This is a genomic window from Geosporobacter ferrireducens, assembly GCF_001750685.1.
Lineage (GTDB): Bacteria > Bacillota > Clostridia > Peptostreptococcales > Thermotaleaceae > Geosporobacter > Geosporobacter ferrireducens.
Genome location: NZ_CP017269.1, coordinates 4,151,214 through 4,171,640, shown reverse-complemented (window position 1 = coordinate 4,171,640; position 20,427 = coordinate 4,151,214). Strand labels below are relative to the sequence as shown.

Sequence of the window (20,427 nt, the reverse complement as noted above, 5' to 3'; positions counted from 1 at the left end):
TATTACAGTGATTCAGCTTCCTTGTAGATTCTTTCCACTTCCGTTTTATCCACAAGCGCACATAAAATATACGCAATCAATATAATCCCAGGTATATCTACAAATAACCTTGTCAGGGCAAATTTTACCCCCAAAGCTGAAATCTCAAACAACAACATCGGTATCTTAGTCGTAGACCATGCCCCTATAAAAATTAAAACATTGCTGAATTTAACTCCTTTTTTCATAAATACTGCTGCAACAGGAAAAGCGCCATAGAGAGGACCTGCTGCTGCTGATCCTAGCAAGATTGCTAATAGGATTCCCTTTAGCCCCGATTCCTCTCCCATATACCGAATCATCGTTTCTTTCGGAACCCATACGTCTAACAGCCCAAGCAACACAAAAACCGGCGGTATGACTAAAAGCATTTCTTTTAAACTAAACCCCGTTATATGAATGGCTCTCATTCCTATTTCTCTATTGATCAATAATATTACAAGCATACCTATAACCGTAATAAGAAAAAATCTATATTTTTTTATTAACGTCATATCCCACCAACAACCTTTCCAATAACGTACGCCACAACAAAAGAAAAGAAAAATGCTAACACATTTCTCATGATTGTAAGCCGTTTACCAAAATACTTGATCTCAACAGGCGCTGTTATAACCCCTACCATCATCAATGCAGACACAAAAGCACCGATCTGCATATATCCGGCTCCGTTGTTCAACAGCAGTGCAGCTGTAGGAAATGCTACAAATCCCGGAATCAACGTAATTGCTCCAACGATAGTAGAGAAAGTCACACCCATCCACCCCGACTGACTGCCTATGATCCGGGATATTAATTCTGCATCAAATGCTGCTAAGAGCATACCTACAAGAATCAACACGCCTAGAAGTTGCGGCAAAATATTTTCAAAAGACTTCCAAGCCTTTATCAGAGCCAATTTTGTCTTTTTTCTATCTTTAAAATGTGAAAGCACTAAAAGTGAAATCGTCACCATATACATCACATAGCCGTTCATGAATCCACCCCCATAATCAGGTTTATCATTGAGATTCTAAAAAAAACATCTGCCTTGTGGCAGGTGTCTTTTTTAGTTTTTGTCATCAGCCTCCTGTCCAAATCAATTTTCTAGTGCCCACAATCATGCTGGCTGCAACTGTTGTGAATCGAAAACTCTGCTAGTTCATTCCGCTTTAACCGTTCAATATTTTGCAGTACAGTTTCACCTGTAACCCTATAGGCCCTTACGCCTTGATTGCTTAGTTTCATTAACGCCCCTGCACCAATACCGCCAACCAAAACAGCTTCCACAGTTTCCCCCCCAAGAGCTTTAAGCGGCTGGCACATCCCATGTGCATGATGCAGATCCTTATTTTCAATGACTTTCGTTTCTTCCTTTTCTAAATCATAAATCAGAAAAAATGGAGCTGATCCAAAGTGGCTGTAGGCAATACTGTCTAAGCCTTTGTCCTCCTGAATCGGTACACATATTTTCATATCTATTCTCCTTTCTTTTTTGATCACTTATTTTTTTGACAACATTTATTTTTCTGAGCTTTACAGGACACTACACACTCCTGGGGTATATGAACACCTAATTTGCAGCAGCTTATAGTATGGATGCTATTTATTTCCTCTACGAGTTTTACGATTTCTCTTAGTGTTGCTTTCTGTAAGTCGTAATGAACATAGTAGCCTACCTTTGCTCCTGTAATGATACCTGCATCTTTGAGAACTTTTATATGTTGTGATACTGCTGCTTCTGAGATATTCAAATGTTTGGCAATTCCTTTTGCACAAATTCTTTTTCTTGAAAGAATAATTAATATTTTCAGCCTTGTTTCATCACCCAGCGCTTTTAATATCTGTACGATCTGATCCATCCTTCACCTCTTTTTAATTAAGCATTAACTTAATTAAATCATAATCCTCTTAATTAGATTTGTCAAGGATAAAATCAACATTTCCAAATCATCTCCTCAATCCCCCCAATTCAGAACAATATCAATCACTTCCGGTCTATTGAAAATTCTCTGTGGAATAATGCTGTTGCCAAGACCTCTACTGACAACCATGGTTGTATCTCTATCCCGATATACCCCTGATGTATACTGTGGGAAAAATCCCTGATCTGGTGCTACTATCCCACCTACAAAAGGAATTCTAAACTGTCCGCCATGGGCATGGCCGCTTAAAACTAAATCTACTTCATACTGTGTATAAAGCGGCATCTTTTCTGGCCTATGGGATAGAAGCAGCCGGAAGCTATCTTTTGAGATTTTTGTCAATGTTTCCTGTAACTTTTCTTCTATAAATCCATTCTCATCATACTGACTCCCTGCTGCAGCCGGATCATCAATGCCGCATACAAATATTTTTTGTCCGTCTCTTTCAATGGTTTGCCAGTTATTACGCAATACATGGACACCGGCTTCTACTAATTGCTTTTCCAAATTGACAAAACGACCAGACCACCATTCATGATTTCCCATCACAAAATAAACCGGTGCAATTTTCACAGCTTGATGTACTAATGATAAAGCTGCTTGTTCATCATAATGTTTACGATCTACCAAGTCACCAGTGATTACGATGATGTCCGGCTCTGATTTTTTTATGATGGTTACCAGTTGTTGCTGATTTTTACCAAAGAATTTGCTATGCAAATCAGAAAGATGGATTACTTTAAAGCCATCAAAGTTCTCTGGCAGTTTATCAAAAGTCAGCTCCCACTTAGATACCCCAATCCAGTTATTCTGTAAATATAGGAAACCTGCCAGAGCAGCTATTAACAGTACTAAAATTTTTATTTTCTTTTTCATTCCTATCCCCATTATCTACAAATTTTTTCTACATCCGCTTCGCCAGGGGGACAGTTCCATCGTCTTCCCTCCGGACCTTCGCTATGCTTCGGTGACGCTCGAGATGTCCCCCTGACTCCGCTACTTTGTGACTGACTGCAATATACTTAGTGTTATTTATATAATTGTGTGTTTAAAAAATTAAAAGCATGGTATATAAATAATAAGAAAGATCAATTGATAATCATAATCGTTTCTTGAGAAGGTGATTTTATGAAACTTGGTAGCACAAATATCTTAACAATGACTAAGTTAAACAGTTATCTACAATCACACCTCTATCTGCAAAAAAAATCGAATTCAAGTAAACAAGCTATATCTTCTAAGAAATCATAGATAACATTTACCCCCCTAATATTGAATTCCAAGTGCACCCCCTGCATTTGGAATTCTTTTTTAAGTGATTCATAGGCAATTGTCTTCCGTCAGTTGCCGTTAATTATTTTATTTTCTCCACCCTAAATCTAAGTACGGTTTTTAATTTGCTGACCTCAGTTTTTCTAGGGTCAGAGAGATAGATCTCCCGGTGGGCATGTCCAATACGCTTGTAACCATTTTCAATACAAAATTCCTCCATTTTGGCGAAGCTCACAGGTTCTTCATCATAACTGCCTACGTGCATCATTTGTACACACAGAGCTTCTTCTATGCTGCCGAAGCAGACATTGTCCAGTACCGGATTTGGTTTCTTCTTTTTTGTCTTCTCGATCATCTCAATAGCAAGCTGGTCGGTTACAAATTCCGGCTGTCGTATCATCACCGTATAGATAAATTTGTCCTTATCCAATAAACTAAAATCTTTCGCACCGCTGTCCATATTCCAAACTCCTTCCAGAGGAAAAACTGTATATTCATAATAACCCCCGGGCGTCACACCACTTTTCGGCATCATCTTCACTCCATAGGCAAGGGAATATAATGCCTGCACTACTTCTCCAAATGCTTCCCCATTGGGATCACCTTTACCGTCAATCATAAAGAATTTCATCTCCGGTATATTAGTCATCACAGGCTTTTGCGGTGGAAGATAAAACTCCTTATATGTTTTTTTATAATCAACCTTTCTTTCCATCCTTAGACACCTCCTTGTAAAATTCCTTCAATTCTGTCTTTGTTCTACTGTCTAAATAATGTACTCGCATATTTTGAACAGCTCCTTCCAGAGCATAAAGGGTATGGATTCAAGTAGTAGGATCAACAAACTTTAAGCGCATAAAGGCTTCTCTGCTCCCCGCTTCTCTTAGCTCTTCAATGTTGGTTATGCCCACATGCTCCAACTTTTCAGCAGACACCTTGCCGATATTTGGTGACTTTTCCAATTCTCTCATTTTCTTTGCACCCTCCTTAACGATTCTCCTAATGCAGTACATGACATTATCATCTCACCACTGTATAAAGAAGGAAGTTGGTTCATTAAGCATATATTAACAAAAAAAACATGACAACAGTATGTCAGCTTTATATTTTCCATAGTAAAATCTATTTTCGTTTGGAATGATTATCTATTCTTTTACCTTTATATGCTGAACAAATTCAGCATTAATAAGTTCATTGCCCTTTTTCGTTTCAACTTCTATCCAGTTTTCATTTACATCAATGATTCTTCCTATTATATTGACACCAAATGTACCTGTGGAGATATTGCAATTCTTTCCGATATATTTCTTTAGAACCTCGTTCGTCATAGTGATCCCACCCTTCTTTTTTTTGATCTTTAGAATTATTGATTTCGTTAATATCCTTTGCTGTGGCAAAATAATAAATAATAGAATAAATAATGGCATATATATTGCTATCCATGTTCCTGCATTCAACCAAATATCACCTCACCCTTAAAGCACGCTTTTCTGCCTTCCTGATATATGTGCAAAATCTATTTTTAATTTATGATAAACAGCCTCATCTGATACTTACTACTTTTTTCTACGCTGGCAAAGGAATTTTTTTCCTGTTTCTATACCCCCTATTTTACGCTATCATAAGTTGCTTAGCAACCGAATTTATCAATAAAAACGCTTACTTTCTGTTCAGCACACAATCTTGCAATATCCCTAATTCCCAGAAAATCAGAGAATAGAGAAACTTTATGTACTGTTACACATGTGCCTTTTTATTGTTTTTATAGATATACCTCACATATTGGTATAGGAGCACACAACAACATAAACAATATATAATAAGCAAGCATATCATTCAACACTTTAACAACACTCATCCAAAGTATTATTGCAATAAAACAAAGGAGTGAAACAGATGACAGAGATCGTTGTACTGGGAGCCGGGTATGCTGGAATAAGGGCCGCCTTAACGCTGCATAAAAGATTAAAAAATGAAGATGTATGCATTAGGATTATTGATAAACATAATAGACATACGCTTTTGACAGAACTCCATGAAGTAGCAGGAAATAGGGTAGATGAAGAAAGTGTAAAGATTTATTTAAAGGACATTTTTAAATATACCCAGGTAAAAGTGATTCAGGATACAATCACTTCTATAGATTTTGAGAATCAAAAGCTCATATCAGAACGTGGGCACTATACTTATAATTATTTAATCATAGGTTGCGGCAGTGAGCCTGCTTACTTTAATATTGACGGAATGCAGGAACATGCATATACGCTTTGGTCTTTAGAAGATGCAAAGCGCATTCACAAGCATGTGATAGATATGTTTCAAGCAGCTGCCGACGAAAAGGACCCGAAAAAAAGAAGTGCCTATCTCACCTTTATAATTGGCGGCGGTGGTTTTACGGGAATTGAAATGATGGGTGAACTGATGCAGTGGATAAGGATACTTTGCAAGGAATATGCTATTTCAAGAAAAGAAGTCAGACTTATGGTTATAGAAGCCATGCCTCAGATTTTAGCGATATTAGACCACAGACTAATTACCAAAGCTGTAAGTTATTTGACAAAGCATGGTGTAGAAATTTTAACGGATTCACCAATTAAAAGCGTTGCATCGGATTATCTTCAAATAAAAGATGGCACGATCATTGATACCCGCACATTAATTTGGACCGGCGGCATTAAGGGAAATGACTTTATTACCAGACTGGGCCTGCCTGTAACAAACAGAGGAAGAATAGAAGTAAATCAGTTCACACAGTCAATGCAATACAAAAATATATTTTTTATAGGCGATAATGCACACTTTGTAGATGAAGATGGAAGGGTACTTCCTGCATTAGTTGAATCTGCAATGCAGACGGGAGACGCTGCTGCGCTGAATATTGTTAGGCTGATAAAGGAGCAGCCTTTGGAAAGCTGTAAGCCCAAACTCCACGGTGTCATGGTTTCCATAGGTAGAAGCTATGCAGTTGCAGATGTAATGGGTTTTAAATCTTCAGGGATCATAGCAGTGTTTATTAAGCATATGGTAAATATTCATTATCAATTCGAAGTTGCTGGATTTGAGCAAGTCATTCGGTATCTGAGTCATCAATTCCTGCACAAACGGGAAGACGACCACTTTTTAAAAGAACATTTCATACAGCGAAGTTTTACATTTTTTTTGGTCATCATGCGTATGTACCTTGGATATATGTGGTTGATCCAAGGAATGAATAAACTTAGAGAGGGTTGGTTGTCCAAGGCTGTTATTTATGCAGAACGAATTGGACCAACACTCCCCGATGCCATAGCAAACCCAAGTCCACCAGCAGATACTGCCAATGAAGCCGTAAAGCAAGGTTTGAATTTAATCGGTAAATACACACCTTTATGGTATGCTTGGATTCTTGAAAATATCATAGCATCCAATGCACTTCTTTTTCAAACATTGATTGTCATAACAGAAATTGGATTAGGGATTGCATTTTTGACCGGCACCTTCACCTTTATCGCAGCATTGATTTCTATCGGCATGAACATTAATTTTATATTTTCCACCGGTCTTTATGATTACTGGTATCTTGTGACTTCGATCGCCTGTCTGGGGGGTGCAGGCCGTTCCTTTGGTGTTGATCACTACCTGATCCCATGGTTTATGCGGCAATGGAGATACTTTATTCGCAACAGAGATATAAAGATAAATTTAAAGTAGGTAAAAACAAAGATTAAATGCTTGCAAACAATCCTTAATTCTTTTGTAAAAATTACTTAATCTGATGTTTTTTTAACAGTCATATGAAAACTCCTCTCTGTTTTGTATCATTTAATACGTCCCAGAAAGGAGTTTTCTTATATCAATGATCTATCAATGTCTTACGGGCTTTAATCAGTATTTATGTATTTTACAGCAAGTCATCTCCAGGTTTCCAGTCAATAGGACATAACCCGCCAGCTTTTAATGCCTGAAGTACTCTTAAGGTTTCATCAACACTTCTTCCAACATTTAGATCATGTACTACAGAATATCTCAAAATTCCTTCGGGATCAATAATAAACAGACCTCTTAAGGCAATTCCTTCTTCCTCAATCAAGACACCATAGTCCTTTGCAACCTTTTGAGTCATGTCAGATGCTAATGGAAATTCCAGTTTTCCTAAACCCCCTTGGTCATGGGCTGCATTGATCCATGCTTTATGCGAATGTTCACTATCGGTACTAACGCCAAGTACCTCGGCATTTAATTTCTTAAACGCGTCAATTTGACTATTGATTCCCTTAATCTCAGTTGGGCAAACAAAAGTAAAATCCAGAGGATAAAAAAACATTACCAGCCATTTCCCTTTATAATCATCCAAAGATACTTTACTAAAAGCTTGCCCTTCTCCGTCTACTGTCTTCATTTCAAAGTGCGGTGCTTTTAAACCTACCATTCTCTCTGCCATTTATCAGACCCTCCTATATTTCAATAAATTTTATAGCCAGTCTATATATATCCCCGCAACTAATTTTTAAACATATTTTATTAATAATTTTTATCATTAGATATTTATTTTTCCTTTTGCCGAAATAAAATACAAATTCCCAGTTAGCAATTAGTGTATATTTCTTAGCCCATAAAACTAAAAAATAAAAGCACCCTGTGTTAGGATGCATCATCAGTCATTTCCAATTTTATCACCTGCCGTTTGATTCCCTGCCAATCAGCGACCGTTAATGAATGCAGGAAGCTCATTCATAATTAGGCTTCAGATTCGTTTTAAAAGCCATTTGCCTGTAAAGTACACTATCTAATTTTTTGCTTAAATCTAAGATATCTTGATACAGTAGACTGGGCTTCATAGCAGCTAAGTCTTCTGCCTGAGCTCCCTCATCTTCTATCGTCTCCCTGGACTCTAATAGTTTATAATATTCTTCATTGACGACTTGCTTTTTTTTGCCTTTCTTTTCTTCATATAGATTGTGATCAGCTTTCTGAAATGCTGCCTGTAGATCTGATAGATTCTTAAAGGTAGCTACACCAATACTAACATGAATTTCGTCTTCTTTACAGTTCTTGCTAATCTTTCTTCTAATTCTATTGACAAATTTATTTACATTATTATTTTTCAAATCGTTCAGTAAGATAATAAATTCATCTCCTCCATAACGACAAGCAAAGTCTTTCGATCGAATAGATTCTTTGATCGAATCCGCTACGATTTTAATCATCCTATCGCCTACAGCATGTCCCGCGGTATCATTTACTTCTTTTAGATTATCAATATCGATGATTACTAAAGTATTAAATTGATGGCAGAATTCTTCGAACCTATTCTCCAGCATGTCCTCCCACATATTGCGATTATATAATCCACTCATAAGATCTTTATATGCAATACGTGAAAGACTGTCCGTATGTGCAGCATCCATAAATTCTACTACATATAATTTCTGATTTTCTATATGTATTGGCTCAATAGAAACTTTAAAATTATCGCACATTTCTACGCCGAAATTTCCTGTTCTTATTCTTTCAAAAACTTTTATCGTCTTTAGTAAGTGGTTGATATCATATTTGTAATTACTATTTGTATACAGAACATTTTCATTTTCATCAATGAGTATATATCCCGGTTTCAGCTCATATGTATTTTCAATCACGCAAACACCTCCTTTTTAAACTTGATACTTTTCATCTCTTCCTAAGAATATAATTAAAAAGCTAACTTCCAGCAGACCATTCACCGTCCATTTTCTGCAGATAGTTTGATGCCCATATAGTATTTATTAAGCAAAATATGCTTTAAATAAGGATTTACGAAAAAAAGATAAAATATATTTAACTCAGACCCATGCAGGAAGTCAACATTTTGATATACTTCATTCGTATTTATCAATTCCATAAAACAACTTGTTATAATATTCTATGTATGATAAACTACACCTTCAATAACCATTCTTTAATTTTCTACATATTTCGACAATATTTTATATATGCTTTTTCTTTCTATAGTAAAATATTCAAAAGCATCCCCAGCAGGATGCCATATATTTTTTAGTCTCTTTACTTAGTTGTTTTTTCTATTATATTTTTCCTCCATTGCTTAAGAACCTGGTTGTATTTTTCCATACAGCTTAAACAGCATCTCAAAAATTTCTATTTTCTATAGACAACGCACCCCTCTAAAACATTTTACCATATCTACTATCACAATAGTTAAATAAATGTCTTTTTTCCTCTAATTTTTATAATACTCATCTCTCTGAAAATTCCCTGCTTCCGTCAAAAACCAATAATTTATTTAAGCTTTAGATTTTAAGTTTGTTTGCAAAGTCATGTACCTGTAAATCAGGTTATCTAGTTTTCTGCTCAAGCTCAATACATCCTCACTTAGATGGTTCTGTTTTACTGCAACCAAATCATTTAATTCGCCTCTTGTTTCTTCTATGACTTCTTTCAGTACTACCATCTCATAATATTTTTCATTGTTCTTTATTTGTACGCTATCAATAAGTTTATTTGTATCATTGTTTTTTACATCATTCAGTAATACAATAGGCTGATCGGCTGCTTTGTTATCAAAGAAAATTACCTCTACAGGCTCTTCCAATATTAAAGATATTTTTCTGGCAATTTCTATATTGATTTTTCTTTTGCCGTTTTCAAGTTGATTATAACCGCTGGCGTATTTATATCCAAGCTTTATAGCCATTTCTTCTTGGGTAATCCCCTTCTTTAACCTTAAGTTCTTTAATTTCTCATGCAAACCCATCACCTCCATTTACTTAGTAGTCATAATGCAAACTCTACGCTTATATAATACCACATTCCGAGTACTAGTCAATGTTTTTTAGTCATTTCGACTACTTTTTATGAATATTATTTAAGTTCACAAATTGTGTATTATAATATCCATAAGGAGGTGCTTTCATGGCTAATTTTCAAAATAGACTTCGTGATCTTAGAAAATCACTTGACCTAAGTCAGTCAGAATTAGGTAAAAAATTCAATCTTGCAAAATCTACAATTTCTCAATATGAACTTGGAAAAAGAGCACCAGATTCTATTATGCTTGAAAAACTGGCTGATTTTTTCAATGTTACAGTTGATTACCTCCTTGGAAGATCAGAGATAAAAAATCCGTATGCTAAAGAGGAACCTGCAGAAAGTGAACTCAGCTGTGAAACCAAATCTTATTACATTTTGGAAAAGCATACTTTACCGGTGGAAGCAATTCAACAAATAGATGAGTATATCGAATTTATCAAGCAGAAGTATGATGCAAATGGATATTTAAGGAAAAAAGACCCCCAGAAATAGAACATAACAAAGGCTTGCCAATTCTCTTATGAGAATAGGATCATTACATATCTGCTTGAATTTGTTTTTCTAACCATTTCTCTATTAGCTCTGTTAATAAAATTCGCTTATACTGAAAACCATGATCTGAATCCAATAAATGGTATTCTAATTTATCCGCATGGTTTGAGTGTAAAGCATCTATTAGAGGATGATAATGTAACTCAGGTGGACCTACGTCGTCTCTGCTTCCGGCAATGAGCATAATATTCTTTTCTGCTAATTTACTGGAATAATTCAATTATATAATCAATCCATTTTATTAAATAAATCCCATTCTGTTAACAGACCCAGCAGTTTTCCCTGTTTCGTTCCATCTGAAGTTATAAATAATGCCACTAGTTTATGATTATTTTTATTTCTTTTCTTGAAATATCTTTCTACATCATATATATTCACTGTCTTATCTATAAAATCAAATTGCTCTTTTCTATGACTATCTAAGTTCGTAAAGTCAATTAACTCATTCATCACTGTATTATTGGATATCAAACATTTCTTTGCGCTAGCAAAGTAACGTATGAGTACATTCCCATTAAATACGCCCACAACATGCTCATCTTCTAGAATAGGTACTCTAGATATAAGCAAGTTCTCCATTGCTTGCATGATATCTATTGCCAGACTGTCTGGAGATGCCACCAGCATCTTTGACCGATGGGTACATATATCATATACTGTTAAAGGATTCTTAAATCTGTTAAGAATACTGTTGTATCGTTCAATCACCTCAGGTAACGGCACTGCTATCGGCCCTTTTATTTCAGAAACCGTATCATGTACGATACAATTTCTTAATCTGGCATATTGTTTTAGAACATCTAAATTCCTAGTTATTAAATCATTTTTCTTAGCCAATATATCTAAAGCTTTCACATGGGATATGTTACTATCTAATTTCAGTACCTTCCTAATTTCTTTATCTAAATCATTATATATCCGAATGAACACATCTACTCTATTCATTTAAGTTTCTCCTTTGTTATAACTAAGGCAATTTATTTTTTACTTGACAGCAACCACGCTTCTTCTTTTTAATTATATCTTAACATCCAATACAGTAGAAAGATATAGATATGTTAGTATAACCAAAGACACCGTTGTCTATGGTATGGTTCATCTTATCACACTACCTGCAGTTTTTCAAATAAACAAAAAGAATCAAAGGGAATCATCCCTTTAATTCTTTTTGTTTATTTGTAGTAAATTTAGCGAATAAAATTCGTATATACTTTATTTTCTCTTTCCGGTTCCTTAACAGCACCTTTTCCATTTTCAACCAATTTTAAAAGCCATACCATATTCTTTGCCAATATTCTCATGATTTGCACGCCTTCTTGATCCTGCAATGCTTCTCCAGGTCTAGTACCATGAATAACATTCCAATAATTCGAAGTTGGCATCAACATTTCTGAGTAATTAATATAGTTGTTTAGTTGATCAAAAGCTGCAACTCCACCAGAACGTCTTACAGCAACAACAGCTGTACCCACTTTGTGCCTTAACATACCATTATTGACACTGGTAACATAAAAAGCTCTATCCAAAAATGCTTTCATCGTTGCTCCCATTGATGAATAATGTACAGGGGATCCTAGAATGATACCCTCTGCCTCTTTCATTTTTTGAATCCACTCATTAACTTCATCACCTGGAAGAACACATTTTTCGTTTTTGTTTTTAACACATTGATTGCATGCCATACATCCTCTAATTGCCTTATTTCCAACATGAATAATTTCAGTTTCTATGCCTTCTTTTTCCAGCTCATCAGCCATTATTTTTATGGCATGATACGTATTCCCTTCTTTGTTCGGACTTCCGTTAAAAGCTACTACTTTCATTTTTTTCATCTCCTCTTGGCTAACATTATTCTATTATGAGTCTTCGCTAATGACAGCTATCCTCACTTTCCAGTACCCGCTTCCATTTCAAAGTATATATCCAATTAAAACATAAAACAAGTATGCACGATTCAGTAAGATAAGTCCGGCATTGGATATTCTAGAAAAACGGTCTCAAAAATATTTTTCAGATCTATAAAAATACCCTATTCAACATAAAAATCACCCCACTAAATAGATTCTATAATTGTCTGCTTGACAACATCTACTTAATGGGGTTCATTTCACAATTCTATCAGCCATAATTCTACCCAGCGAATTATTTTGCTGAAGTTCTCAGCCCTTTTAAGCCAGCATGAAACTTAATTCCTTATACGGTTTGTTCCTTTCCTATATCCTTAGCATCCATATTATCATTTCTTCCAATACCCAATATTATGCTTGCGAACATAACTGCCAACATAGCAAACGCATAGAATACAAATGGGGTTACTTCCATCGCAGTAAGTGGATGGATACCGTCTCTGGTAAATCCGATCGTGTAAATGATTGCAGGTGTCCAAGGCAGTGAGTAAACTAATGTACAAGAAGTAGCATCTAATAGGTTTGCTGTTCTGTATGGACTGATGCCATGTTTTCTAGAAAGCGGTTTTGCAAAGGAAGCACCTACTGCTAATATTGCTGGTGCGTTTAAGCCCATTAGTGCAGAAAGTATTATTGTCATACCTGAGATTGAAAACTCTGCCCCTTTCGGTCCCTGTGCTATTTTTCCAATAGCTTCGAGCAGCTTAATATCCCCTTGCCCTGCTCTCATAACAGCGATAGAACCAAACAATAAAATTGCCAATATAACAACTTGAATCATACTATTAATACCGGTATAGATTACGCCATCAACAGTTCTGTCAAGACCTTCTCCAAATACTCTAAACAGAGCTCTCTTTGTAACTTCTTGTCCTGGGTCGATTTGGATAAAATCAATCAGTCCGGCAAAAACTGCTGTTAGCCCCGCTAATACAGTACCTATGGTCGTTGCTATAATAATATCTCCTGTTTTAATTGCAACCCATATGGTAATCGCTACAGGAACCAGCATGATTAATGCTGCGGCGTTATACTCTATAGTTCCCACCGCGCCAGAGTCCCCCCTATACATCATGCCAAACGCTAAAATACCCACTATGGTAATGACGGCTGCCGTAAGTGCATACTTTAGCCTGGATTTTACAACACCTGGAACATCAATTCCCTGAGAAGTAGCAGAACAAATTGTTGTATCAGAAACAGGTGCTAAATTGTCTCCAAATGCTCCACCAGATACAATTGCTCCGGCCAATAGGGCTGGGTGCGCACCGAGAACAACACCAGCAGGGTATAAAACGCCCATACCGGCTGCAATCGTACCAAATCCTGTACCAGATGCTGTTGCAAATATAGCGGATGCGATAAAAGAAACAATTACGAAAAATGTGCCGCTAATTCCTAATGATGCAGCCATGCCTGCAATACCGCCAGCAAGACCTGACTCCCTGAGAATTCGTGAGAAAACACCAGCAAAGATCCAACAAACTACAGGAATAATTGCTTCTTTGCTTGCCATACCGTTAATAATGATTTCACTATAATATTTTTTGTCCTTTGCAAAGAAAAATGCAACAATAAGAGCCATAAATGCAGGAATCCACAATGCCCCATCTGAAATAGAGCCTGCCACAAAAGTTGTCATGACGATTAATACTAGAAATACTATGAATGGAATAAAGGACATCCATTCTCCACCATAAAACTCAAGCTTCCTAATTTCATTGTTCATGTTTACCCTCCTTTTAATCTATAGATCATTCCTATTGACTTTCGTCATACACTTATATCGCAAATGTTATGCCAATTTTTTTTAATAAAAAAAGCGCTAAATCATCTCTATTCCGATAACTTTTTTATAAAACGCCTCACGGATTTCGTTATCTAAGAAAAAAATTGCTATGAAATTTTTTTCCATATGGAAATTTATTTCATAGCAATTCAAATGAATCGTATTTTATAGTTTTTTATAGAGTCCAACAACTTTTTCTTCAGATAATTTTATATCTTCAGATAGGAACTTAATATCTTCAGGTTCAAGATCCTCTAACTTATAATCATCCGCAATATTTTTCAAATAGGTTGTTTTCAGTTTAATTAAGTCCACATCCTTTGCAGACACTTGCGCCAAAGAAGTAGGAATCACGATTGTCTCCCCCGGAATATTCTCCTCAGGATTTCCCCTATATATTTTTATGCCATTATTTCTTGCAAAGGTTAATTGGGGCATTGGGTGCTTTCCAGCCCCTGTATATTCAGTTTCCTGAACAACAATGATCTTATCTTGATCCATTTCTTTTGCCAGCGCAATAGCTGCAGCTAAGGAAGTATTGCCTGCAGGGCCTCTTTCAAGACCTTCGAGCTTGGCCATCATCTCTGTTATAAAGAACACTTCACCCTGAGTTACTGTAACATATCGATCCATATATCGCAATACTCTGGCTGCATTTCTCGGCACGTCTGCACGATCTGGTTTCGCTGCAAAAGGGATTCCAAATCCGGTATGCCCTGTTGTAAAAGATTTTCTATTAAAATCCTTGTCTGATGCCATATGGAGACCATGCAAATCGACCGACGCACCTACAATTTCACAGTCTACTGCTCCCGCCTTAATTAACCCTCTGGCAGTTCCTGTAAGATTGCCGCCGCCGGCATGGGTTGCAACAACCGTATCCGGATATCTTCCTTCCATTTCCATCATCTGATTTGCAATTTCATAACCCAAAGTTTCTACCCCGGCAATTCCAAATGGTGTATATAAAGAAGCATTAAAAAAACCTGTTTCCTCGATCACTTTTAAAAAAGTGTAAAATAATTCTGGTCCAACCGTGAGCTGTACTACTTCGGCCCCAAAAGCTTCACACTTACGGGCTTTTTCGATAATTTCCGGTTGCCCCTTTTTGCTTGAATCGTATACTTCCTGAATGATTATGGATTTTAGTCCTCTCTGGGCAGCTTGGGATGCAACAGCAGCACCATAATTGCCGCTGGTTGCAGCAATCACACCTTTGTATCCATTTTTTCGGGCATGATAAACAGAAATTGCCGCTCTTCTTGCTTTAAATGATCCCGAAGCATTTGCTGCTTCATCCTTTACAAAAATCCTTGCACCTTTTCCAGGCTCTGAGTATTTTCTGACCAGTTTCGTGATATTTTTTAGTTCATATAGCGGTGTATTGCCTACCTTCGTTTCTCTTTGAATTTTTTGCATTTCTTCAATAGAATATGCTGCATTGTTCATCATTTTTTCATAATCAAATGCAATTTTTCCATATTCAAAAACACTGTAATCGATACCCACAGCATCTTTCATTATTTCATTCTTTCTTGCTATTACCCCTTTATATGATAAATCTCTCATTTTGCACCTCCTATAGATTTTCTAGATCTTCTCTTAAAGACACACCCGTTTCTAACAATTCAAGAACCGGATTTCCAAAGTCATGTTCAAATCTTGGATTGATTTCAACCAGTTTTCCCCGTACGCTTCTACCTGAAAGCGTATAGACGGATACATCTTCTCCTATGGCTGCTGATTCTTCAATCAAAAACCCTCTCGTCCACATCATGAGGGGCGTCTCTTTTGTATCCTCAGGTACTTGTGGAGCTCTTTCATCCACGGACAGTACTTGGTTTTCAATTTCAACCCAAGAACCTTTCACTGCCTTCTCCATTTCAATTCCTCCTTTATAGAAATATTTACTCAAAATAAATTAAGGGATAAAATTTCATGTCATACTATCATTTATGCAAAGAAAATGCCAAGTTCATCCCAGTCCTAAGGATATAACTTGACATCAAACTGATTTAAATAATTCAACTCTTTAAATTGTACTCTACCAGCTTATTAAATAACTGCCTTCTGCTAATACCTATCAAGCTTGCGGCCTGTGTAATATTGTTATCACATTTTTCTAATACATCCTTTATATAATCTACTTCAAACCTTTTCCTGGCTTCCTTAAAAGGTATAATTTTACCGTTCTGACTGATATTTAGCTCTTTCGTTTTTATATTTTCTAAATTATTGAGTCTTAAAATACCGTCAGTCGATAATACCACGATCCGCTCAATAATATTTTTTAACTCCCGCACATTTCCCGGATAATCATAGGCTAATAGATACTGCTCTGTATTTCTTTCTATGCCCTTGATATTTTTCTTCATTTCATTACTAAAATGTGTAATAAAAAAATCAATCATCCCTTTCAGGTCTTCTTTTCTTTCCCGCAAAGGCGGAATCTCTATATTGATCGTATTGATTCTATAGAATAAATCTTCCCGAAAATTGCCTAATTCTATCTCCTTTGATAAATTTCTATTTGTAGCAGAAATCAATCTGAAATTCACTTTAATTTGTTTGTTTGATCCAATTCTCTCTATCTGTTTTGTATCCAGTACTCTTAGAATTTTAACCTGGGTATTCAGTGACATTTCTCCCATTTCATCAAGAAATATCGTTCCACCGTTAGCTTCCTCAAACCGTCCGATGCGTCTTGAAGCAGCCCCTGTAAAAGAACCTTTTTCATGGCCAAAGAGTTCCGATTCCAGTAGATTATCGGATATTGCCTGACAATTTATAGGTAGAAATATTTCTTTAGCCATTTTGCTTTTTTGATGGATTAGTTTGGCAATGATTTCTTTGCCTACTCCGGTTTCACCTGTCAATAAAATATTGCTTGAAAATTGGGATATCGCATCAACCTCTTTTAAAACCCTAAACATTTTGGGACTCTTTATCTGACTTAAAAAAAGTTTCGAGCCGGCTTCCCGCTTTGCTATACTATTTTGTGTCTCCAATTTTATAAATCTCTTGGCTTTATCTATTTCACTGAACAATTCTTCTGGATTTCTACTTTTGATAAAATATCCTAAAGCACCTATTTTCATGGCTCTGACAGCGCTTTCGATACTTCCGTATCCGGTTACAATAATCACTTCTATTGAATCCCTATAGGTTCTCTTTATTTCATTAAGTAAATAGAATCCATCCTTTCCTGGCATTATAACATCAGACAGCACGATGGGATAATATTCTCTCTCAAGTATTTCAAGGGCCTCCTGGACCGAATTGGCTTCTCCGACAAAAAAACCTCTTCCTTCTAATAGCATCCTGTAGGTCTCTCTATACTCAACTTCATCATCCACAATTAATATTTTGCTTGATTCAATCATAGGGCATTCTCCTTATTATCGATGGGTAAAGAAATTTCAAATGCTGTTTTACGATTAGGAATGCTTGTAACAGAAATATGTCCGTTTAATTTTTCAACTTCATTATATACAATATATAAACCTAATCCCGTTCCTTTTCCCGGCTCTTTCGTAGAATAAAAAGGATTGAATATTTTTTCTATTTCATCTTCCGGTATTCCTTCTCCTGTGTCTTCAATCCTAAATACGATTCGTTCCTCCTCAGAAAATACATTTATGTTTATACTGCCATTTTCACCTATAGCATCTACAGCATTTGAAATTAAATTAATTAAAATGTGTTTTAGAGATTCCACATTAGAATACAACTTTATGTTTTCGTCACACTGAATGAAATACGCTATATTCAGTTTCATTAATGTTTTATGTTCAAGTTCAAAAATTTTCGATATAAAATCTTTAATGTGAATCCATCTCTTATCATCATCTGTAAGTCTGGAGAATTCCAGAAGGTTATCAATAATTCTATTGGCTCTTTCTACAGCTGCGTCTATATAATCGAGAGATCGAATGATTCTTTCATCCTCATATAAAGCGCTTAAAATATAGCTATGATTTCTAATAATCCCTAGAGGGTTTCGTATTTCATGGCCCATGCCTGCCGCCAATTGACCAATGGCAGCCATTTTATTTGCTTGGAGCATTTGTTTTTCTGATATCTTTTCTTTTGTTATATTTTGTATTACCACTAATATATTTTTCATATTTCCTATACTATCCTTTAGGAGATAGGTACGGACTGCATAATAATTATTCCTGCTTATGAATTCTTCTTCTAAATTCTTTTCTAAATGGATGGTATCCAAAATCATTTTTTCCATGCTTATAGGGCTAAAATCCTTAAAAATTTCCCTGCAATAGATATTAAGCACATCAGATTTTGAGCACCTTAAAAAATCTAAAAAAGATTTATTGATATTTACAATCTTTAGCTTTAAATCAGTAACCGCTATATATTCAGTCATTCCATCAAAGGTTATCTGCAGATCATGTTTGCTGTCCATTAATTCTTTCGTTCTCTTTTCTACTTCCTGCTTCAAAAAATAATTCCAGGTAATCATACCCACTATAATCATCATTAAAATCCCAGCAATTACTAATATGTATTTGATTCTGGTGCTATAATCAGGCACCTGCACTATTGGAGCAGAAATACCAAACCATTTTTGCTGAATTCTCTCCAGTTGATTCGTATCCTTTAATGCAGCAATCCCTTTATTGATAATAGACACCAGTTCAGGCTTGGATTTTGGTACAGCAAATACAACCTCTTCTTCATAGAGAGGCGCTTCTTTTATATGAAGCAAGGCCTCAGCATTTTTGTTTTTTATCTGATGAAGAACTACCGGCTCATCCCCAGCTACTGCATCTACTTTTCCAATTAGAAGCAAATCCAAGGCACTGCTCACATTATCCACTTGAACAATCTTTATTCCAGGATAAGTGTTTATAAGATATTCATTAACATAATCGCCTTTTTGAGTAGCTATAGACATATTTCCTAAGTGTTCACGCTCTTTATTGCCTGATTTTACAGCTAGAACTGCTCTCAGATTATATATAGGATTCGTGAATAGAAAATGCTTGGATCGTTCTTTGCTTTTAAACATATCGCACATATCCGTTCTACCTTCTTCTAAGCTTTTCAGGGCATCTTCCCAGAGCAATGGATGCAATTCGATCTTAACGCCCAGCTCCAAGGATAAAAGGTTAATATAATCCACCACAACACCCTTATACTGATGATCTGCCATATCAACAAATCTAAGGGGAGGTGCATTATCGTCCGCAGCATAAATCAATGTCCCCTGTTCTTTTAGCCACCGCTGCTCTTCGGTCGTCAATATAGGATTTTTAGGATACCTTAAATCTGAAATAACATCCGCCTCACTTATATTAGAAAAATATATACTGATAACTGCTATTAAAATGATAGGTATTACATAAATTATGCTTGGTTTCTTGTCCATAAAATCCCCCTGCATCTACTGGATGCCTATTATATAATAAAGAATATAAAATATTCAATCGTCTGGATGTTTAAATTATTCGTCTAATTTCGACTTTTTCCTTCAAAATAAAAAGCTTTGCTATATTATTGTGTTGGTTTTTATGAAAAACAGCGTGCCCATTTAATATTCCTCTGGGGGTCATATCTCCTGAGATTGCTTAATAATATATAAAAAGGGATTTTATAAAATATCAAGGGGGGATTTTTATGTATAAAAGTTTTTTCTTGCTTGCAATTGTAATACTTTCCATGATTATTGGAGTTTCAGCCATAGGACAATACTGTCTAGCCGATACTATTCAGACTGTAAAAGAAACTTATCTTTATAAAGAAGCTGCAATTGTAGAAAAAATTAATAGCAGCAACTCGGTCTTTCAGGTAAAAATTGACCTTAATGAAGGAGAAACCAACTGTTTCTATGTATCTAAAGAAGTTTATTTTAAGGTTTCAGAAGGCGGCAGCATTCATATTCTCTTTAAAGTAATTGAGAAACAGCCATTAAAAATTGTTTCAACTTTCGCAACAAAAGAAGCGTATGAAAGCTATCTGGAACAATACAAAAAGGATACTATCCCAGTTGCCCCCTATTCGAAAGAAATATTGGATGAATTTCAAATTCCAAATTAGATTTTATAAGGCAGCCGTTTTTACGACTGCCTTTAATTATGTATATTTTGGCCTTACAATAAAAAAGAGAAAGTCAGGCTTATTATTCCTGATTTCCTCTCTTCCTCTCTATTTTTGA

The 20,427-nt window shown here is 35.8% G+C and carries 20 protein-coding genes and 1 pseudogene; 3 read left to right on the top strand and 18 right to left on the bottom strand.

Going from position 1 to position 20,427, the window contains the following annotated elements; all coding sequences use genetic code 11:
* Nucleotides 1–2: 2 nt before the first annotated feature.
* The 8 genes and pseudogenes from Gferi_RS19675 to Gferi_RS28685 form a co-directional block, all read right to left on the bottom strand.
* Complete coding sequence (locus Gferi_RS19675; protein ID WP_069979521.1) at nt 3–533, bottom strand: permease; 531 nt, start codon at nt 531–533, stop codon at nt 3–5.
* Entirely contained in the window at nt 530–1,015 is a 486-nt protein-coding gene (locus Gferi_RS19670) for a permease (protein ID WP_069979519.1), read from the bottom strand. Before Gferi_RS19670 ends, Gferi_RS19675 begins: the two co-directional genes overlap by 4 nt.
* A 110-nt stretch (nt 1,016–1,125) precedes the next feature.
* Nucleotides 1,126–1,494, bottom strand: a complete 369-nt coding sequence (locus Gferi_RS19665) for a NifB/NifX family molybdenum-iron cluster-binding protein (protein WP_069979517.1) — start codon at nt 1,492–1,494, stop codon at nt 1,126–1,128.
* Nucleotides 1,495–1,517: 23 nt separating this feature from the next.
* Entirely contained in the window at nt 1,518–1,880 is a 363-nt protein-coding gene (locus Gferi_RS19660) for an ArsR/SmtB family transcription factor (protein WP_069979515.1), read from the bottom strand.
* A gap of 96 nt (nt 1,881–1,976) precedes the next feature.
* Nucleotides 1,977–2,819, bottom strand: coding sequence for a metallophosphoesterase (locus Gferi_RS19655; RefSeq protein WP_069979513.1), 843 nt, complete (start codon nt 2,817–2,819; stop codon nt 1,977–1,979).
* A gap of 478 nt (nt 2,820–3,297) precedes the next feature.
* Entirely contained in the window at nt 3,298–3,930 is a 633-nt protein-coding gene (locus Gferi_RS19650; protein WP_069979512.1) for a GyrI-like domain-containing protein, read from the bottom strand.
* Nucleotides 3,914–4,186: pseudogene (locus tag Gferi_RS19645) on the bottom strand (TfoX/Sxy family DNA transformation protein). The gene Gferi_RS19650 and the pseudogene Gferi_RS19645 overlap by 17 nt, the downstream one beginning before the upstream one ends.
* A gap of 174 nt (nt 4,187–4,360) precedes the next feature.
* Nucleotides 4,361–4,543, bottom strand: a complete 183-nt coding sequence (locus Gferi_RS28685) for a hypothetical protein (RefSeq protein WP_083273869.1) — start codon at nt 4,541–4,543, stop codon at nt 4,361–4,363.
* 568 nt (nt 4,544–5,111) lie between these two features.
* On the opposite strand from Gferi_RS28685, the gene Gferi_RS19635 reads away from it, so the two are divergent.
* Nucleotides 5,112–6,905 (top strand): NAD(P)/FAD-dependent oxidoreductase, encoded by a 1,794-nt coding sequence (locus tag Gferi_RS19635; RefSeq protein WP_069979510.1) that lies wholly within the window; start codon nt 5,112–5,114, stop codon nt 6,903–6,905.
* A gap of 190 nt (nt 6,906–7,095) precedes the next feature.
* Here the strand turns inward: Gferi_RS19635 and Gferi_RS19630 are convergent, their stop codons facing one another.
* The 3 genes from Gferi_RS19630 to Gferi_RS19615 form a co-directional block, all read right to left on the bottom strand.
* On the bottom strand, nt 7,096–7,635 hold the full coding sequence (locus Gferi_RS19630) for a peroxiredoxin (protein ID WP_069979505.1): 540 nt from the start codon (nt 7,633–7,635) through the stop codon (nt 7,096–7,098).
* 286 nt (nt 7,636–7,921) lie between these two features.
* On the bottom strand, nt 7,922–8,833 hold the full coding sequence (locus Gferi_RS19620; protein WP_069979503.1) for a GGDEF domain-containing protein: 912 nt from the start codon (nt 8,831–8,833) through the stop codon (nt 7,922–7,924).
* A gap of 641 nt (nt 8,834–9,474) precedes the next feature.
* The gene (locus Gferi_RS19615; protein ID WP_069979500.1) at nt 9,475–9,939 is read right to left on the bottom strand and encodes an XRE family transcriptional regulator; all 465 of its coding nucleotides are present in this window, start codon (nt 9,937–9,939) and stop codon (nt 9,475–9,477) included.
* 164 nt (nt 9,940–10,103) lie between these two features.
* On the opposite strand from Gferi_RS19615, the gene Gferi_RS19610 reads away from it, so the two are divergent.
* The gene (locus tag Gferi_RS19610; RefSeq protein ID WP_069979498.1) at nt 10,104–10,493 is read left to right on the top strand and encodes a helix-turn-helix domain-containing protein; all 390 of its coding nucleotides are present in this window, start codon (nt 10,104–10,106) and stop codon (nt 10,491–10,493) included.
* 288 nt (nt 10,494–10,781) lie between these two features.
* On the opposite strand, the gene Gferi_RS19600 is transcribed toward Gferi_RS19610, so the two are convergent.
* The 7 genes from Gferi_RS19600 to Gferi_RS19570 all read right to left on the bottom strand — a co-directional run bounded on the left by Gferi_RS19600 (nt 10,782) and on the right by Gferi_RS19570 (nt 19,641).
* Nucleotides 10,782–11,498 carry a CBS domain-containing protein gene (locus tag Gferi_RS19600; protein WP_069979492.1) on the bottom strand — a complete coding sequence of 239 codons (717 nt, stop codon included), beginning with the start codon at nt 11,496–11,498 and terminating at the stop codon, nt 10,782–10,784.
* A 242-nt stretch (nt 11,499–11,740) separates the two neighbouring features.
* Entirely contained in the window at nt 11,741–12,376 is a 636-nt protein-coding gene (locus Gferi_RS19595; RefSeq protein ID WP_069979491.1) for a flavodoxin family protein, read from the bottom strand.
* A gap of 370 nt (nt 12,377–12,746) precedes the next feature.
* Nucleotides 12,747–14,189 (bottom strand): Na+/H+ antiporter NhaC family protein, encoded by a 1,443-nt coding sequence (locus Gferi_RS19590; RefSeq protein WP_069979490.1) that lies wholly within the window; start codon nt 14,187–14,189, stop codon nt 12,747–12,749.
* Nucleotides 14,190–14,414: 225 nt separating this feature from the next.
* The gene (ortB, locus tag Gferi_RS19585) at nt 14,415–15,818 is read right to left on the bottom strand and encodes a 2-amino-4-oxopentanoate thiolase subunit OrtB (RefSeq protein WP_069979489.1); all 1,404 of its coding nucleotides are present in this window, start codon (nt 15,816–15,818) and stop codon (nt 14,415–14,417) included.
* A 10-nt stretch (nt 15,819–15,828) separates the two neighbouring features.
* Entirely contained in the window at nt 15,829–16,131 is a 303-nt protein-coding gene (ortA, locus tag Gferi_RS19580; RefSeq protein ID WP_069979488.1) for a 2-amino-4-oxopentanoate thiolase subunit OrtA, read from the bottom strand.
* Between the two features lie 142 nt (nt 16,132–16,273).
* Complete coding sequence (locus tag Gferi_RS19575) at nt 16,274–17,632, bottom strand: sigma-54-dependent transcriptional regulator (protein WP_069979487.1); 1,359 nt, start codon at nt 17,630–17,632, stop codon at nt 16,274–16,276.
* Nucleotides 17,629–19,641 (bottom strand): transporter substrate-binding domain-containing protein, encoded by a 2,013-nt coding sequence (locus Gferi_RS19570; protein ID WP_069979486.1) that lies wholly within the window; start codon nt 19,639–19,641, stop codon nt 17,629–17,631. The genes Gferi_RS19575 and Gferi_RS19570 overlap by 4 nt, the downstream gene beginning before the upstream one ends.
* 248 nt (nt 19,642–19,889) lie before the next feature.
* On the opposite strand from Gferi_RS19570, the gene Gferi_RS19565 reads away from it, so the two are divergent.
* On the top strand, nt 19,890–20,309 hold the full coding sequence (locus Gferi_RS19565) for a hypothetical protein (RefSeq protein WP_069979485.1): 420 nt from the start codon (nt 19,890–19,892) through the stop codon (nt 20,307–20,309).
* Nucleotides 20,310–20,427: the final 118 nt, after the last annotated feature.

What these genes read in the sequence shown, in the direction of transcription:
- Gferi_RS19675 (WP_069979521.1), bottom strand. Translation starts at nt 533, where the DNA reads ATGACGTTAATAAAAAAATATAGATTTTTTCTTATTACGGTTATAGGT.
- Gferi_RS19670 (WP_069979519.1), bottom strand. Translation starts at nt 1,015, where the DNA reads ATGAACGGCTATGTGATGTATATGGTGACGATTTCACTTTTAGTGCTT.
- Gferi_RS19665 (WP_069979517.1), bottom strand. Translation starts at nt 1,494, where the DNA reads ATGAAAATATGTGTACCGATTCAGGAGGACAAAGGCTTAGACAGTATT.
- Gferi_RS19660 (WP_069979515.1), bottom strand. Translation starts at nt 1,880, where the DNA reads ATGGATCAGATCGTACAGATATTAAAAGCGCTGGGTGATGAAACAAGG.
- Gferi_RS19655 (WP_069979513.1), bottom strand. Translation starts at nt 2,819, where the DNA reads ATGAAAAAGAAAATAAAAATTTTAGTACTGTTAATAGCTGCTCTGGCA.
- Gferi_RS19650 (WP_069979512.1), bottom strand. Translation starts at nt 3,930, where the DNA reads ATGGAAAGAAAGGTTGATTATAAAAAAACATATAAGGAGTTTTATCTT.
- Gferi_RS28685 (WP_083273869.1), bottom strand. Translation starts at nt 4,543, where the DNA reads ATGACGAACGAGGTTCTAAAGAAATATATCGGAAAGAATTGCAATATC.
- Gferi_RS19635 (WP_069979510.1), top strand. Translation starts at nt 5,112, where the DNA reads ATGACAGAGATCGTTGTACTGGGAGCCGGGTATGCTGGAATAAGGGCC.
- Gferi_RS19630 (WP_069979505.1), bottom strand. Translation starts at nt 7,635, where the DNA reads ATGGCAGAGAGAATGGTAGGTTTAAAAGCACCGCACTTTGAAATGAAG.
- Gferi_RS19610 (WP_069979498.1), top strand. Translation starts at nt 10,104, where the DNA reads ATGGCTAATTTTCAAAATAGACTTCGTGATCTTAGAAAATCACTTGAC.
- Gferi_RS19600 (WP_069979492.1), bottom strand. Translation starts at nt 11,498, where the DNA reads ATGAATAGAGTAGATGTGTTCATTCGGATATATAATGATTTAGATAAA.
- Gferi_RS19595 (WP_069979491.1), bottom strand. Translation starts at nt 12,376, where the DNA reads ATGAAAGTAGTAGCTTTTAACGGAAGTCCGAACAAAGAAGGGAATACG.
- Gferi_RS19590 (WP_069979490.1), bottom strand. Translation starts at nt 14,189, where the DNA reads ATGAACAATGAAATTAGGAAGCTTGAGTTTTATGGTGGAGAATGGATG.
- ortB (WP_069979489.1), bottom strand. Translation starts at nt 15,818, where the DNA reads ATGAGAGATTTATCATATAAAGGGGTAATAGCAAGAAAGAATGAAATA.
- ortA (WP_069979488.1), bottom strand. Translation starts at nt 16,131, where the DNA reads ATGGAGAAGGCAGTGAAAGGTTCTTGGGTTGAAATTGAAAACCAAGTA.
- Gferi_RS19575 (WP_069979487.1), bottom strand. Translation starts at nt 17,632, where the DNA reads ATGATTGAATCAAGCAAAATATTAATTGTGGATGATGAAGTTGAGTAT.
- Gferi_RS19570 (WP_069979486.1), bottom strand. Translation starts at nt 19,641, where the DNA reads ATGGACAAGAAACCAAGCATAATTTATGTAATACCTATCATTTTAATA.
- Gferi_RS19565 (WP_069979485.1), top strand. Translation starts at nt 19,890, where the DNA reads ATGTATAAAAGTTTTTTCTTGCTTGCAATTGTAATACTTTCCATGATT.